Genomic DNA, 14,291 nt, shown 5'->3' on the forward strand with positions numbered 1-14,291 from the left:
CTCACACCGCCAGGTTCTCGCGGAGCGTGGCGCCGGAGTAGGCCGGTGCGAGCGCACCGCGGCGGCGCAGCTCGGGCAGCAGCAGCTCGCTGATTTCGCCGAAGCCCGAGGGCATGGCCAGCGGGCAGGAGATCATGTAGCCGCCGCGTGCTCCGGTCGCGGCGAAGTTCTCCTCCAGTACGTCGGCGACGGTGGTGGGGTCGCCGACGACGCTGTGGTCGAGGCCCGTCGCCCTGCTGCGGCCCTGCTCGAAGAACTCGCTGCGGCTCATGGTGTGTTCCTCGCCGAACTCCGCGATGAGCGAGCCGATGAGGCCCGCGGGGCTTGCGTTGGCCGCGACGATCTCGTCGCGCAACTCGGCCAGGCGGAAGGACTGCGGCAGCGTCGAGAAGTCGTAACCGGCGTTGTGCGACAGGTAGGTGGCGACGGCCTCCTCGTTCCAGAACTCCAGCACCGACTCGCAGCGTGCCCGTGCCTCGGCCGTCGTGCGGCCGACGATGACCTGCGTGGCCCAGAGGATGCCCATACGGGCGGGGTCGCGGCCCTCGGCGAGGAGTGCCTCGTCGAGCAGCTTGCGGTGGCGTTGCTGGGCCGTGAGGTTGCCGCCGAAGCCGAAGATGAGATCGGCGAACCGTGCGGATGCGGCGATGCCGCGGGGCGAGTTGCCCGCCTGGACGATGAGCGGGTGGTGCTGCGGACTGGGCACCGAGGCCAAAGGACCCTTGACGCTGAAGAACCGCCCCTTGTGATCGATCGGGCGCACCTTCGCCGGGTCGGCGAACCGGCCCGTGTCCCGCTCGCGCACGATGGCGTCGGGTGCCACCGAGTCCCACAGTGCGCGGCAGACCGCGACGAACTCCTCCATCCGCTCGTAGCGCAGGTCGTGGTCCATCAGCTCGCCGAATCCGTAGTTCGCCGCGTCCGCGCCGCGCGTCGACGCCACCACGTTGAAGGCGATGCGCCCGCTCGTCACGTGGTCGAGCGAGTTCAGCAACCGGGCGACGTAGAACGGGTGCATGAACGTCGAGGAGTACGTCAGCCCGAAGCCGATCTTCTCGGTAACGGTGGACATTGCCGCGATGACCGGGGACATGTCGTGGCGCGGCCATTGGATACCCCACTCCACGGCCGGTTCGATGCTCCCCCGCCAGGTGCTGGGTATGCCGCTGCCGTCGCCGAAGAACAGCAGGCCAACGCCGGCGCGCTCGGCCGTCCGCGCCACTTCCATGAACATGCGTACGTCCGGGAAGTCCAGCCCGACCCAGGAGCCCTGCCGGGCCCACGCACCCTCGGTGTGGGAGAAGGAGAGGTCGAAGCCGATGTGCATGCCGTTCACCGCACGCCCTTCTTCCACAGTTCGACGACCTCGTCGGTGTCACTGAGCACGGCCACGTTGAGTCCCAGCTGCACGAGTGCCGCGGCGCCCACGTCGAGGTCGTAGGCGGCCGTGGCGTCCCGGGGGACGACGACGGGCCAGTCCAGCTGCACGGCGTCCTGGGCGGTCGCATCCACGCAGCACTCGCTCGTCAGGCCCACGACGGTGAGCCAGTCGCAGCCGGCAGCGTGCAGCCGCGCGTCGAGATCGGTACCGAGGAAGCCGCTGTACCCGCGCTTGACCACGCGCAGTTCGCCCTCGGCCGGCCGCACCCGGTACCACTCGGCGCCCGGCGTACCGAGGACACACGGCTCGGCCGGGCTCATGCGTGCGTCGTAGTCACCTCCCCGCAGCCAGTTGCTCGCCCGCCACGGACGGGCGGGGTCACTGCCCAACTCGACCCAGACGACGGGCACGTCGGCCGCACGCGCGGCGTCGACTAGGTCGCCGATGCGGGTGATGGCCTGGTCAAGCGCCGAAAGTGCGGCATCCGTCAGGCCGTATTCCTCCAGGCGGTCCGGATCGGCGAAGTCGCGCTGCACGTCGACGACGACGAGCGCGGCTCTGCTGCCGGGCCGGGTGAGGTGGGCGAGTTGTCTGTCACGCAGGTCGGACATCAGGCCGCCACCTCGTCATGGGCGCGCAGGGCCGGCAGCACCGTCTCGCCGAACAGCAGCATGTCCTTGTCGTACTCCGGGAAGATCAGCATGAGTCCGTCCAGGGCGGCCTCGCGCACGATGTACTCGATGTGCTCGGTGACCGTCCGCGCCGATCCGGCGACGTACGGGGCCTGGAACGCAGCCTCACCGCCCGCGCCCTCGGCCCAGGCGCGGGCCTGTTCCTCGGGTACGCCCCAGGTGCGGCGCATGGTGGTGAGCGCCTCGCGGTCGAGGCCCGCGCCCCACTGCTTGACCTTCTTGGCGGCCAGTTCGTCGGTCTCGTCCTGGACGACGGTGAGCATCGAGTAGGTCTTGCAGACCCGGCCGCCCGCCTTCGCCCGCTCGTGGACGTCTGCCGAGAGCATCCGCATCTCGTCGAGGGAATCGGCTGCGAGGAAGGCACCGTCGGCGTACTTGGCCTGGAAGCGGCGGGCGCCCTCCGACCTGCCCGCGTTGATGATGGTCGGGCGGGTGGCCGGATGCGGGCGGGACTCGCAGCCGACGAGATCGAAGTACGGGGTGTGCATGGTGACGGAGTCCTCGGTCCACAGCCGGGTGACCGCCTCCGTCCACAGCTCCGTCATCCGGTAGCGCTCCGCGTGGCTGAGCTGCGGGTCCCACTCGCCGAACTGCTCGAACTCCCCCGCGTAGGCGCCGTTGACGATGTTCATGCCGGCGCGGCCGCCGGAGATGTCCTGGAGGGTGGCGAACATCTTCGCCGCGACAGCGGGGTTGTGGACGTTGGCGTGCATGGTCGCCCAGATCTTGACCCGGCTGGTCGCCTCGGCGAGCGCCGACATCATCGTCATCGATTCGAGTGAGCGGCCCCAGTGGTCGGTGCTGCCGCCGAAGCCGCGCCACTTCGCCATCGACATGATGAAGTCGAGGCCGATGGTCTCCGCGTGCAGGGCCGCGCGCTTGTTCCACTCGTAGGTCGCCTCGGGGTGGGGCGCGGTCGTGGACAGCATCCATCCCCCGTTACCGATGGGGAGGAAGATTCCGTACTCTTTCGCGGTCACGTTGGGCCTTTCAGTGAGATTTCGGATGCCGCGTGGGAAGGCCGGGGGCGGCTAGGGCCTGTGTCGGAAGTGGCGTCGTCCGCCCGAAGGGCGGGCCGGGCGGCGTCATGGGGGTCCCCCCTGTTCGAGCGAAGTCGAGAACTTGGGGGAGCGTGCTCTGCCCTAGCGGGGCTGCCCGGCGCGATGCGGCTACGGGGCGGGCCAGACGAGCTTGTCGTCGGCGTAGATGTTCTTGACGAAGGAAGTGTCGAACCATCCCTTGGCCTGGGCGGCGGTCAGGCTGTCGGGCACGATCTTGAACTGGTGCAGCACGCCGAGGAGCTTCGCGACGTTCCCCAGGTCGATGCCGCCCAACGGCTGTCCGGGCGTCGGGTTGTCCTTGACGACCTGCGTCTCGGTCTTCCAGATGGTCGCGTTCAGTTTCTTCGCGTACGTCGGTCCGGACAGCTCGGCCGCCCACCCGACGCACTCGGCGATGTGCTTGTCGCTGGAGTTGCAGTACTCATAGGCGTGCAGTGCGGCGCGCAGGATGTCCTCGACGGCGTGCGGGTGCGCCTTGGCGAACGCGGGGTTCACCGCCATCGCGCCGAGCGAGCTCGGGATGCCGTAATCGATCGGCTTCCACACGGTGACGTCGTCGCCGGCCGCCTTGAGCTGGTTGGGCTCGTTCGAGATGAACCCCGTGAGCGCTTCGAGGCCGCCCTGCCTGCGCGGCAGTACCGAGGGGTCGTAGCCCTGCTTGACCAGCTCGAGCGAGTCCCACTTGACTCCGGCCTTGACCATCATCGCCCTGACGGTGGCGGGTACGTAGCCCTTGTGACCGACGACCTTGCCGTCGAGCTGGGTCAGGTTGGTGATGTCCTTGTTCGTCATCAGGATCTCGAGGCCGGCGTTCGAGTACGAGGAGATACCCGTGATGTCGATCCCGTTGGCCCGGGCCTGGATGACGTCCTGCTCGGAGAGCGAACCCACGGTCGCCTGTCCGCTGGCGAGCAGCTTGGTGTTCTGCGCAGTGTCGCCGGTACCGGGCTTGAGGGCGACGTCCAGGCAGAGGTCCTTGAAGTAGCCGAGCTTGCTGGCGGCGACGTACTCGAGGATCGACACCGACGACTGGAACTGGTAGTTCGTCAGGTAGGTGATCCTGCCGGCAGCCTTGTTCTCGGCGCAACGCTTCGCGGAGATCGCGGAACCTTCCGAGCCCGTCGAGGTGCCGGCGGCGGAGTCCGCGCCGCATCCCGCGACGCCGGCCGTCAACGCGACAGCGGCGAGGGAGGCGAGGCCGGATCTGATGAGGCGGGACTGCATGGGTGACATGGGGTGACTCCAAACTGGCGATGGCCGCCGGGGAACGGTGCGGATCAGGGCATGGGTCGCCGAGCGCCCCGCCATCGCGGGCCACGGGCTGAGGGAGCTGAGGGAGCTGAGAGAGGGGAAGCCGAGTCAGTCGCGCGCGCTGTCGTGCCAGTGGAGCACGCGGCGTTCGACCAGCGTCACGGCGAGCAGCATCAGCACGCCCATGACCGCGAGGACGAGAATCGAGGCGTATACGACCGGCAGCTGGTTCATGGACGAGGCCACATAGATCGCGGTGCCGAGCCCGCGGGTCGACCCCGACGCCGACATCTCGGCCACCACAGCGCCAACGATCGACAGCGGGAAGACAATACGCAGCGCCGCGAACAGGAACGGCAGCGCATTGGGGATGCGCACGTGCCGCAGCAACTCGATACGGCCGGCATCCATCGTCTGGTACACCTGCAGCACCTGCTGCGGCACGGACCGCAGACCGGCCGCGGTGTTGATGAGGATCGGGAAGAAGCAGATCAGGCCGGCGATGATGAGTTTGGGCAGCGGGCCGAACCCGAAGGCCACGACCAAGGCAGGTGCGATCGCCACGAGCGGAGTGACGTTGAGCACGACGGCCACCGGCATGACAGCCCGGCGCAGCAGCGGGAGCTCACTCGTCAGCACCGCGACGGCGAAAGCGGCGACAAACCCCATCGCCAGGCCGGCTGCCGCCTCGCCCAGGGTGACCAGGGCGTTGTCGATGTAGTAGCCGAACTGTGTGGCGAGCGAGCTGCCGATCTTCGGTAGCGGCGGCAGCAGGTAAGGCAGTTTTTCGGCTCCCCACTGCCACAGGGCGGCGAGGAACGCCAGCATCACAACGAGGGGCATCCACACGGACGGGCGGATCCACGCGACCCTGGACTTCGGATGCTTGAGGCTGAAGCGCGACGGTTCGAAGGGCAGCTCCGTCTCGGCCGCCAGGGTGGTGCGTTCGTCGGCTATGGTCATCTCTCGCGCCCCACTCACGCGGCTTCGCCGCGCCAGGCACGACGCAGTCGGTCTCGGATCAGGTCCTCGTACTCGTGGAAGCGACGCTCCCCAAAGAGGCGATCACCGCGCGGCCGGGGCAGGTCGACGTCGATGACGTCCACGATGCGGCCGGGGCGCGGGGCCATGACGACCACGGTGTCGGAGAGCCGGACGGCCTCGGACACGGAGTGGGTGATGAACAAGACCGTCGTCTTCAGTTCGTCCCACAGATCGAGCAGCTGGTCCTGCAGGCTCTCGCGAGTGAATTCGTCGAGCGCCGAGAACGGTTCGTCCATGACCAGCACGTCGGGCCGCAGGCCGAAGGCGCGCACGATCGCGGCACGCTGCTGCATACCGCCGGACAGCTGCGCCGGGAGCTTGTCCATGGCTTCGCCGAGACCCGCCTTGACGAGGAGCTCTCGCATGTCGGGGCCGGACGGCGCGACCTCCCGCTCGGCGAAGCCGGCGATGCCTTCGCGGCGGCTGGCGGCACCCTTGTTGATCTTCTGCGGCAGCGTGACGTTCCGCAGCACGGACAGCCACGGCAGCAGGGCCGGGCTCTGCGGCACGAGCCCGATCATCTTGGCGGCGCACGCCTTCGCCGGCGGGACGCCGTGCACCCGGACCTCGCCGCGATCGGGTTGCTCAAGACCGGCCACGAGGCGCAGCAGTGTCGACTTGCCGCAGCCGCTGGGCCCGATGAGGCTGACGAAGCGGCCCGGCGGCACCGTCAGACGGACGCTGTCGAGGGCATTCGTCGCGGACGGCCCGAATCCGTAGACCCGGTGCACCGACCGCAGTTCAAGTGCTGGCGTACCAGTCACCTTCACGCTCCCATCCATGTTGCGAGCACGAAGGCCCGATCCTGGAAGTGGGAGAGCGTGCGTAGCGAGTGCGAAACTGCGACGCGGAACTCCGCTTAAGGTGTCTCCGAGCGTAGGAGCCTTGTGTTTCGCTCCATCGCCGCGGTTTGTTTCGCGGGCTTTACGTTCAGGGCTGCAGTGTTACGACCGTGCTGCCGTCGAAGACGTACACCTCGATCCCGAGGTCCGCCGCCGCGCATCCCACCCAGCCGCCGAGCGCCTGCACGATCAGCTCAGTGACCACGAGCACCATGCGCTCGGCAGTCGGCACCGAGTCGCGCAACCAGAGCAACTTGAACATGTCCGCCATGACCTTGTTGCGGTAAGCGGGCTTGTAGGCGCCCTGATTGCTGACCAGCTGGACAAGCACCCGGCCCGCAGCGTCGATCCCCTCCACCTCGACACGACTACCGTCGGGCAGCATGAGCGGCTTCGGACGCAGCCGGGTGCCGAGCCGGTCGCCGAGGGCCAGCAGCATTCGGCGTTCTATGGAACCCTCGGCGAACCGGCTCCACTCGCTGGGGGCTTCAAGTACTGTCAGGCGCACGTGCCGGAGTCTAGGAACCGCCCGTTTCTTACGTGTTTCACGTTGTCGGTGCCGACTGGCGAGGCCCACAACGCTGTCCTTCGCGGCGAGCATTTCTCCCCCGCCGGGCCGGCGGCATACCCCCACGGGGTGCGCATCACCGCGCTCAATCCGACTCAGGCCGGGAACACGGTCGAGCTCGGCGGTCGACTTCGGCAAGGGCGGCTTCTCGCACGGCTCCCTGCAGACGGTGACCGTCAAGGACTTCCGCGGCGGGTCGCGGGCTGACCCCTGACTGGGCGAGGTCACCATCGGCCGGGCGGGGCGGCGATCGACGCGGCCAAGCAGGACGCCCTCCTTCTAGTGGGTGCGGGCTTGGAGCAGCGCGATCAGAAGGTGAGGCTCCAGCTGTCGAGGTAGCCGGGGTCGACGGTGAAGATGTCGGGCGTGTTGTCCGTGACGCGGAGTTTCCAGGTGCCGTTGGCAGGGAGTGCCGAGGCGTCGACGGTGTAGGTGTCGTGCGGTTCTGTGCCGGTGCCCCAGATGAAGTCCTTCACGAGCAGCACGGTGCCGTCGTCGCTGACCAGGAAGATGACCATGCGGGGACACCGAGCGGCCCCTGGAGGCAGGGGCCGCAGTTCACCCGCCTCTGCCATGCCAGAGGCGGGTGAGGGCAACGGGCTCGACAGCCGCTGCTCAGCTCTCTGCGGGATGTGGCCGGCCGAAGAGAAGGTCGTAGCCGGGAGGCAGCTGCAGGAGGACCCTGCTCATCAGGTCTTCGCCTGCGGCGTCGGCCGCAACGCTGAGTACCGCACTGACGTCCCAGGTGGCCGTCCGTTCGGTGGCCCCTTCGATCCATGCCGCCGTGGCCCGGATGAACCGCTCGGGCGGGAGCGGTTCATGCGCCTGGAGAGGGTTGAGCAGCACCAGCGCACACGTTTCGGGAAGCCGGTCCGCCAGTTCGGCACGTGCCTCACCCACCAGGTGTGCACCCAGGAGTGCCAGCACGACGCGGGTGGCCCGCTCGGCCTCTTCCCGTGTGCGGTATTCACCTCGCTCCTGGACCGCTGCCAGGAACGCGTCCCACAGCATGCGCATGAGTTCCTCCGCGTTCGAAGCTGGTGAACCCCGTGCGGCAGGGTCTGCGCCGCGCGCCGACCGCGCCGACCGCGCCGACACGATGGTCAGCCACCGCTGATCTGCTTGTGTGCCGAGTCCCCGCTGCTGAAGTGATCGTGCAGGTTTAGCTTGATCGGTTACCGAGATACGCGGCCACAGGACGCAGGCCTCACGTGCGGGCCCGATCTGCTGGTTACCCAAGAGGACCTGATCAACGTGGACCCCACCGCCCCACCGACGGCAGCGTGGAAATGCGCCGGGTTCATCGGCACGAACTCGCCGGTACCGGCAGTCATGTGCTTCTACCTGTGATTATTGTGAGCTGGGTACCGCGCCGCTGGCCTGTCGGCATGGGAGCATTGAATGTGGAATTCTCCGACGGGGAGCTCGAGGAGATCCGCGAGATCGCCCGCGCGCGGGGGATGCCGATGAAGGCCTTCGCCAGCTGCAGCGGCGCCGGTGTCGGTGCGGAAGCCGCACACGGTCTTGCCGTCGATAGCCAGGCCGACCAGCCTATCGCCCGGTTCGTCGACCGGGTCGGCGGTGTACCGGGCGAGCCGGGCGCCCACCGCGTCGTCCAAGGCGTCGCCGTCCAAGCAGGCCAGGAGCCGACCGACCCAGCGTGAAGGCGTTCGGTGTGCCGGCAGTCAACCCGAGCCGTCCACGCAGGTCGCAGTCGGTATCAGCGGCGAAGCGGGCGATGACGGCCAGGGACGTGGCTCCACCGAGGACGGCGATCAGGCACAGCGCGAGCAGAGAGCCCAGGCGGTAGCGGCAGCCTCGGACGCGGCGGGGATCGGGTATCCGGCCCATCCCGTCCGCCAGGCAAGTGAGCTACGGCAGCTCACCGGGCAGGTGGAGTCGATGTCTGCACAGTGGCACCGCCGGACACCGATCACGGATCATGACACGCGAACGCGACCCCTGTTCATGATCAAAGACTTCGACAACCTTGATCATCAGGGGTCGCGTTCACTGCTGCCAGTCAGGCCGTTCAGTCACTGCTCGATCCATCGGGGAGAACCGCTCACCACGTCACCTGAGAGAGCATCCGTCCTGGCTGATCACGCCGCGGTGAACCGTTCGGCGGCATCCCAGAGTTCGCCTTCGCGCCATGGGTCGTAGGACTCCTCCGACGAGCGGTCCACACGGCTGCGGTCGACGTAGGAGCCTGTCGGCGCCCGGGTCGTGCCGAGGACGACATCGGCGAGGTAGCGGCCCGCGACGTTGCGGCTGGTGGCGAACGGGGTAAGTGCCATCACCGGCAGGATGCGCCGCATCGCGAAGCGGGAGACGGGGTCGGCGTTGCGGGCGAGGCCGGTGCCGGGGACGAAGCCCGGGTTGTAGGCGACGGCGTCGATTCCGGCTGGCAGGCGGCGCGCGTACTCGTGCACGAGGTAGATGGCGGCCAGCTTGCTCGTCGAGTACGCAGTGCGCCCGGCGACCGTGGTGTCCGGGTTGGGGAAGGCGCCGGTGTGGGCGAGGACGTCCGGGGACCTCCAGGCCGGGCCGGGCACCATGCCCATGTTGTGCTTGAAGTCGCCGAAGTGGGTGTCACTGACGGTGATCACGATCCGGGCGGGAGCGGCGAAGCGGTCCTGTAACAGGCGGACGAACAGGTGGTTGGCGAGCACGTTGACCGTGAAGGTGGACTCGAGCCCGTCGGGTCCCTCGGTGAGGGCGTTCGTGTACTGGATGCCCGCGTTGCCCACGAAGCCGCGCAGCGGCGGCAGTTCACCGCGATCGAGCCGGTCGCGGATCTCGGTGGCGGCCGAGCGGACGCTGTCCAGGGAGCCGAGGTCCGCCGAGACGTGCGAGACCGTGTGCCCGCCCGTAGCGAGTTCCTCAGCGAGCTGTGCGCCGGAGGATCCGCGGGCGACGACGAGGAGGTGCGCGTCCGGCGACCGGTGCAGGATGTGCTCCGCGGCGACGCGGCCGATCCCGCGGCTCGCGCCCGTCATCACGACGGTGTGCTTCATGCAAGCTCCTTCACTGGTCAGCCGATGGCGCCCGTCTCGGGCACATCTCCACGCTCGCCGCTCGCGCCACCGCCAACCAGTGCCGTCCCCGTCACTAGGACCGGCAGTACCCAGGCTGATACGGCGCCGCGTGGCGAGAATGAACCCATGGCTTCCTCCCGCTCCGATTTCGCAGCGCTCCTGCGCGCCTGGCGCGACCGCCTCTCCCCGACCGACGCCGGCTTCACCGTGACGGACGGCCGTCGTGCCCCGGGACTGCGCCGCGAGGAGCTGGCGCAGCTGGCCGGGCTTTCCGTCGACTACGTCCTGCGCCTGGAACAGGGACGCGCGAAGAACCCATCGGCCCAGGTCGTCGGCGCCCTCGCCCGGGCCCTTCAGCTCTCCCGCGCCGAACGCGACCAGCTGTACCGCAGCGCCGGGCTCCTGCCGCCGCAGGACGGGACGGTCAGCACCCATGTGCCCGCGGGGATCCAACGGCTCGCCGCGCGCCTGGGCGACGTCCCGATCGGGGTGTTCACCGCCGACTGGACCCTGGTGTGGTGGAACACCATATGGAGCGCACTGCACGGTGATCCCGCCGTCCTCCCGATCGCCGAACGCAACCTCGCCCGTGCGCTCTTCGGCAACGGCGCCGCACACGCCTCGATGCGTCCCGTCCGGTCCGAGCGTGGACCAGACGCCTTCGCGGCGTCGATCGTCGCCGACCTCAAGGACGCTGTGTCCCGCTATCCCGCGGACACCCAGCTCGATCGTCTCGTGCAGGAACTGCGAGAAACATCCGACGCCTTCGCTCATCACTGGGTCAGGCAGACGGCCGCCGCCCAGCACACGACTGACCGCAAGACGATCCGGCATCCGGAGATCGGCGACATCCTGCTCGACTGCGACGTCCTCATCGTCCCCGGCGCCGACCTGCGCATGGTCACCTATACGGCAGCGACCGGAAGCAGCGACGCGGGGAAACTGGACCTTCTTCGGGTCACAGGTGGCCATACCGGTGGCCATACCACCACCGCACTCCCCTGACCGGCGGCTGCTGGGTTGTTTCACCAAGCCGACCGGGGCGAACCTCAAGGCTGCCGCCAACTACTATCGGTCACAGCCCGAGCACACGCTCGACCTGCTTCATCTCGGAGCCTGAGAACGCATCAGCCCTGCCCTGTGCCCAACTTCCGTGATACACCGGGAAGATCACCGTGACGGGAGCAGAGAGGGAACAGCCCATGGGCCGACCGACGACCTCGACTCCGCTGCCGGGCGACACGAAGGTGCTGTCCATCGGGCTGCATCCGAGTGCGCTCGACTACAGCCGGATGCCCGACGGTGTCGACGAGGCGGTACTCACTGCCCGGATCGACGCGGCCAACGCGGCGCTGCGCGAAGCGGGGTTCGATGCTGTTCCGTGCCTGATCGACACCTCTCCGGACCGCGCCGAGGCGACCGTCCGGAAGCAGCTCCAGGAGCATGCGTTCGGCTTGGCGATGATCGGCGGTGGCGTACGGATGCTGCCGGAGAACACCCTGCTCTTCGAGCGGCTGGTCAACGTCCTCACCGAGGCGGCGCCCGGCATCCGGCTGTGCTTCAACACCACGCCGGAGGACACCAATGAGGCGCTGAGGCGGTGGATCCAGGCGTAGACGAAGCGTGGGCAACTGAGGGCCGTCCGCATACCTGTCGAACGGTATGCGGACGGCCTCTCATGTTCAGCGTGGGTTTCCGGGCGAGGATTGGATCCCTGTTGACTCATGCCCGTTCATGGTGGGGTCGCGATGGTCCCAGGTGTCGATGGTTTCGAACCCGGCGAGCAGGGTGGACAACCGCTCGCGAGAGTGATGACGGCAGACCGCACCGTCACCGGTGGTGCGGCCGCCTGGACGAGCTGTTCGAGCTTCCGCTTGCCGAGCACTTTTCCGCAGCGCCGCTCGAGGGCCGATAACGCCTGGTCGTATGAGCGGCGCACGGCCTCAGTGACCGCAAGGCGCCGCAGCCTCATGGAGTGCCAGCCTGCGGGCAGGGACTATAGCGCGTCGGCGGGATACACGTTGCGCAGCCCATTCCGTCGCCAGCCCGGGCACCTGGGCGCCGTCAGCACCCCCACCACCTGCGTCTCCACCCCGGCGAACGGCGACGCCCCGCCCTCGACCGCAACCCGACGAGACGCCTCGTCTGCTCCGGCTCTCGCACACCAGCCTCCGCCACCAGCTCAGCTACGGTCTCCCGCGTGATCACAAGCCGCGACAGCTTTTCGCGCTAGGCCTCCAGCCGTACGGTCAACTCGGCGATTTCCGACTCGAGTTCCTCGACCCGGGCGCGGGCCGCCACCTCCCGGGACTCCAACTCTTCGAACAATGAGCCCATCGACGCCCCTCTGCCGCCACGGTAGAAAGACACCGCCCCGCCCACCCCCCGATCAGCGTTCCGCCAGCTCAGCCCTTCCCGGGAGAGGAAGTGCACCCATCATGGATGAGCCAGGAACTACAGCCGGTCGTTATAGCCGCCACGAGCCCAGACTTCCCGCTGGAACCGGGCGGGCGACATGACGTCCGCTCCGCTTTCGCGGCGCCAGACCACGTCACAGCGATAGCAGTACCAGGCGTCTCTCCATAGGTGATACGCGCGGGCCGCGCCCGCATCGATCTGCGCACGGATCTGTCGTCTCCGCAGGCCCACCAGCACAAGCACGACTACATCGGCACCAGCCAGCACCAGCCAGATGAGAGGTCCGAAGAGCGCGAAGAAGGCGAACCAGGGCAGCGTCCCGGCAGCCACAATCATGATGCCCGGCACCTCGGGAGGCTCTGGCGCCAGCGCGAGCCGCCCGGCGAGCGGGGAGTACGCGGGGCCGCCCTCTCGCCGCTGTTCGCGCGGTATCCGGCCCTCGTCGACGATGCGGGGCACAGACTGCGCCCAGTCGCCCCCGCAGCGCGGGCACAGTGGCGTCCTGGGCCCCCGTTGACGGGCAGACGGATCCGGGCCCATCCCCCACCTCCCTGCATCGGCGCAGCTGGATCTTCCCGGCCTTCAGGGCTCTCCTGCCCTGGTTCCATCTGGGCGGTCCTGGAGGGGAATTGCCCGGTGAGACTCGTCGGAACCTGGACTTCGAAACGTGTGCGAGGAAAGTACGACGAACGCCGCAGGCGGGTTCACTACCCCACCGCTTTCGAAAACAGGTCGTCGATCGACATCGCTGCGATCGAGGGCGCCTGCCGCCACCTGATCGCCGCCCCCCTCGACATCACTGGAGCCCGCTGGGGTCTTCAGGGCGCCGAAGCCGTCCTCCATCTGCGCACCGTGACCGCCAACGGCGACCGCGACGCCTACCGGCGCTTTGACTCGACCCGCGAGCACTATCGCCAGCGCCTCTATCCCACCCCCGGCCAGGACGACTGCGACCTGACCACTTGATCAGTGGGCCAACCATACGAAGGGCTCGCCCGGTCCCGAAGGAGAACGTAGGGAAGTTGGACCGGCCGTGATGGGCGGGTCATACCCGGGAGGGTTCTAAGGCCCAAAGCCTCCATGACCGAGGTCAGTTCGGAGCCACACCTGGCCTCGAACGGGGGACGCGGGCAGGACGGTCTCCGCCGATCCGGGCGGGGCGGTCTATGCCGATCGCGGGCGGGCCGCCCTGCCGGGGACCCCCTGTTCGAGGCCGGACCTCCGGGACTCGGCAGACGTGGAGTGCAGTCAGAGCGCCACCGTCACCGGGGCGAATCGCACCTCTGCCCGACGGGCGGCCGCGTCCTTACGCATCCTCGGCACGCCGACGTAGCACGCCGTCCCGGCAGCCGACTTGATACGCCGACAGCAGCGCCCAGGCCTGGCGGGCCCCCTCTCAGGACGTCGCGCGGACGAAGCGGAGGGATGCGGTGACGGTGGTGTGGCCGCGCATCATGCCCATCTGGTTCCAGCCCATGCCGAACTGCTCCCGATCCACGGTGAACTCCACCGTAAGCGTGACCGCGCCGGCGCTCGCCTCGGTGAGGTGCGCGGTGAAGGACTGCGGACGGCTGATGCCCCGCACGGTCAGCTGACCGGCGACCTGGACCGTCTTGTCGTCCCCGGGAGTGGCACTGCGTACGGCGAAGGTGATCTCGGGGTGCCGGTCGGCGTCGAAGAAGTCGGCGGACCGCAGGTGCGTGTCGCGCTTGGCGTTCTTGGTGTCCAGGGAGGCGGCGTCCAGGGTGATCGAACCGCTGGCGGAACCGTCGGGGCCGACCTCACCCCCGCCCGTGAGACCGGTGAAGGTGCCCTTCACGGTGACCATGCCCCACATCGTCTTGTGCCGGATGCCGACGGTGGAACGGGCGGGGTCGAGTTGCCAGATGCCGGTTTCGACTGCCACAGACATGAAGCCCTCCTGAGGGGATGGGTGGGAGAGTGGTGTGGAGGCGGGAGTGCGCCGCACCCTAGTAGTCCAAATTTGGATTACCGC

General features: G+C 68.4%; 17 protein-coding genes and 1 pseudogene. 4 read left to right on the plus strand and 14 right to left on the minus strand.

What is annotated here, in order from left to right:
- Position 1 precedes the first annotated feature (1 nt).
- The 9 genes from ACSMXV_RS01280 to ACSMXV_RS01320 all read right to left on the minus strand — a co-directional run bounded on the left by ACSMXV_RS01280 (position 2) and on the right by ACSMXV_RS01320 (position 7,856).
- Positions 2–1,327 carry an NtaA/DmoA family FMN-dependent monooxygenase gene (locus ACSMXV_RS01280; RefSeq protein ID WP_473179205.1) on the minus strand — a complete coding sequence of 442 codons (1,326 nt, stop codon included), beginning with the start codon at positions 1,325–1,327 and terminating at the stop codon, positions 2–4.
- A 5-nt stretch (positions 1,328–1,332) separates the two neighbouring features.
- A complete protein-coding gene (locus ACSMXV_RS01285; protein WP_473175842.1) occupies positions 1,333–1,992 on the minus strand; it encodes a cysteine hydrolase family protein in 660 nt (219 codons plus the stop codon).
- Entirely contained in the window at positions 1,992–3,053 is a 1,062-nt protein-coding gene (locus tag ACSMXV_RS01290) for an LLM class flavin-dependent oxidoreductase (protein WP_473175843.1), read from the minus strand. Before ACSMXV_RS01290 ends, ACSMXV_RS01285 begins: the two co-directional genes overlap by 1 nt.
- Positions 3,054–3,242: 189 nt before the next feature.
- A complete protein-coding gene (locus ACSMXV_RS01295) occupies positions 3,243–4,367 on the minus strand; it encodes an ABC transporter substrate-binding protein (protein ID WP_473175844.1) in 1,125 nt (374 codons plus the stop codon).
- A 126-nt stretch (positions 4,368–4,493) separates the two neighbouring features.
- Positions 4,494–5,348, minus strand: coding sequence for an ABC transporter permease (locus ACSMXV_RS01300; protein ID WP_473175845.1), 855 nt, complete (start codon positions 5,346–5,348; stop codon positions 4,494–4,496).
- Between the two features lie 14 nt (positions 5,349–5,362).
- The gene (locus ACSMXV_RS01305) at positions 5,363–6,193 is read right to left on the minus strand and encodes an ABC transporter ATP-binding protein (RefSeq protein ID WP_473175846.1); all 831 of its coding nucleotides are present in this window, start codon (positions 6,191–6,193) and stop codon (positions 5,363–5,365) included.
- Between the two features lie 166 nt (positions 6,194–6,359).
- Positions 6,360–6,779 (minus strand): hypothetical protein, encoded by a 420-nt coding sequence (locus tag ACSMXV_RS01310; protein ID WP_473175847.1) that lies wholly within the window; start codon positions 6,777–6,779, stop codon positions 6,360–6,362.
- Positions 6,780–7,147: 368 nt separating this feature from the next.
- Positions 7,148–7,357: a proprotein convertase P-domain-containing protein gene (locus ACSMXV_RS01315; protein WP_473175848.1), complete on the minus strand. Its 210-nt coding sequence runs from the start codon at positions 7,355–7,357 to the stop codon at positions 7,148–7,150.
- A 97-nt stretch (positions 7,358–7,454) separates the two neighbouring features.
- Positions 7,455–7,856, minus strand: a complete 402-nt coding sequence (locus tag ACSMXV_RS01320) for a DUF2267 domain-containing protein (protein WP_473175849.1) — start codon at positions 7,854–7,856, stop codon at positions 7,455–7,457.
- A gap of 371 nt (positions 7,857–8,227) precedes the next feature.
- On the opposite strand from ACSMXV_RS01320, the gene ACSMXV_RS01325 reads away from it, so the two are divergent.
- A complete protein-coding gene (locus ACSMXV_RS01325; protein ID WP_473179252.1) occupies positions 8,228–8,503 on the plus strand; it encodes a hypothetical protein in 276 nt (91 codons plus the stop codon).
- Here ACSMXV_RS01325 and ACSMXV_RS01330 read toward each other — a convergent pair.
- Both ACSMXV_RS01330 and ACSMXV_RS01335 read right to left on the minus strand, forming a co-directional pair.
- Positions 8,391–8,690: a transposase family protein gene (locus tag ACSMXV_RS01330; RefSeq protein WP_473175850.1), complete on the minus strand. Its 300-nt coding sequence runs from the start codon at positions 8,688–8,690 to the stop codon at positions 8,391–8,393. The two genes, ACSMXV_RS01325 and ACSMXV_RS01330, sit on opposite strands and share 113 nt — an antisense overlap.
- Before the next feature lie 251 nt (positions 8,691–8,941).
- Positions 8,942–9,856 (minus strand): SDR family NAD(P)-dependent oxidoreductase, encoded by a 915-nt coding sequence (locus ACSMXV_RS01335; RefSeq protein WP_473175851.1) that lies wholly within the window; start codon positions 9,854–9,856, stop codon positions 8,942–8,944.
- Between the two features lie 147 nt (positions 9,857–10,003).
- On the opposite strand from ACSMXV_RS01335, the gene ACSMXV_RS01340 reads away from it, so the two are divergent.
- Complete coding sequence (locus tag ACSMXV_RS01340) at positions 10,004–10,882, plus strand: helix-turn-helix transcriptional regulator (protein WP_473175852.1); 879 nt, start codon at positions 10,004–10,006, stop codon at positions 10,880–10,882.
- A gap of 197 nt (positions 10,883–11,079) precedes the next feature.
- Positions 11,080–11,493: a hypothetical protein gene (locus ACSMXV_RS01345; protein ID WP_473175853.1), complete on the plus strand. Its 414-nt coding sequence runs from the start codon at positions 11,080–11,082 to the stop codon at positions 11,491–11,493.
- A gap of 215 nt (positions 11,494–11,708) precedes the next feature.
- Here the strand turns inward: ACSMXV_RS01345 and ACSMXV_RS01350 are convergent.
- Positions 11,709–11,909: pseudogene (locus ACSMXV_RS01350) on the minus strand (ISKra4 family transposase); the annotation flags it as partial.
- Positions 11,910–12,331: 422 nt separating this feature from the next.
- Complete coding sequence (locus ACSMXV_RS01355; protein ID WP_473175854.1) at positions 12,332–12,754, minus strand: hypothetical protein; 423 nt, start codon at positions 12,752–12,754, stop codon at positions 12,332–12,334.
- A 210-nt stretch (positions 12,755–12,964) separates the two neighbouring features.
- Here ACSMXV_RS01355 and ACSMXV_RS01360 point away from each other — a divergent pair, with 210 nt between their 5' ends.
- Positions 12,965–13,261, plus strand: coding sequence for a hypothetical protein (locus tag ACSMXV_RS01360; protein ID WP_473175855.1), 297 nt, complete (start codon positions 12,965–12,967; stop codon positions 13,259–13,261).
- Positions 13,262–13,691: 430 nt separating this feature from the next.
- Here the strand turns inward: ACSMXV_RS01360 and ACSMXV_RS01365 are convergent, their stop codons facing one another.
- A complete protein-coding gene (locus tag ACSMXV_RS01365; protein WP_473175856.1) occupies positions 13,692–14,207 on the minus strand; it encodes a YceI family protein in 516 nt (171 codons plus the stop codon).
- Positions 14,208–14,291 lie beyond the last annotated feature (84 nt).

Source organism: Streptomyces sp. DSM 42067 (genome assembly GCF_055792885.1).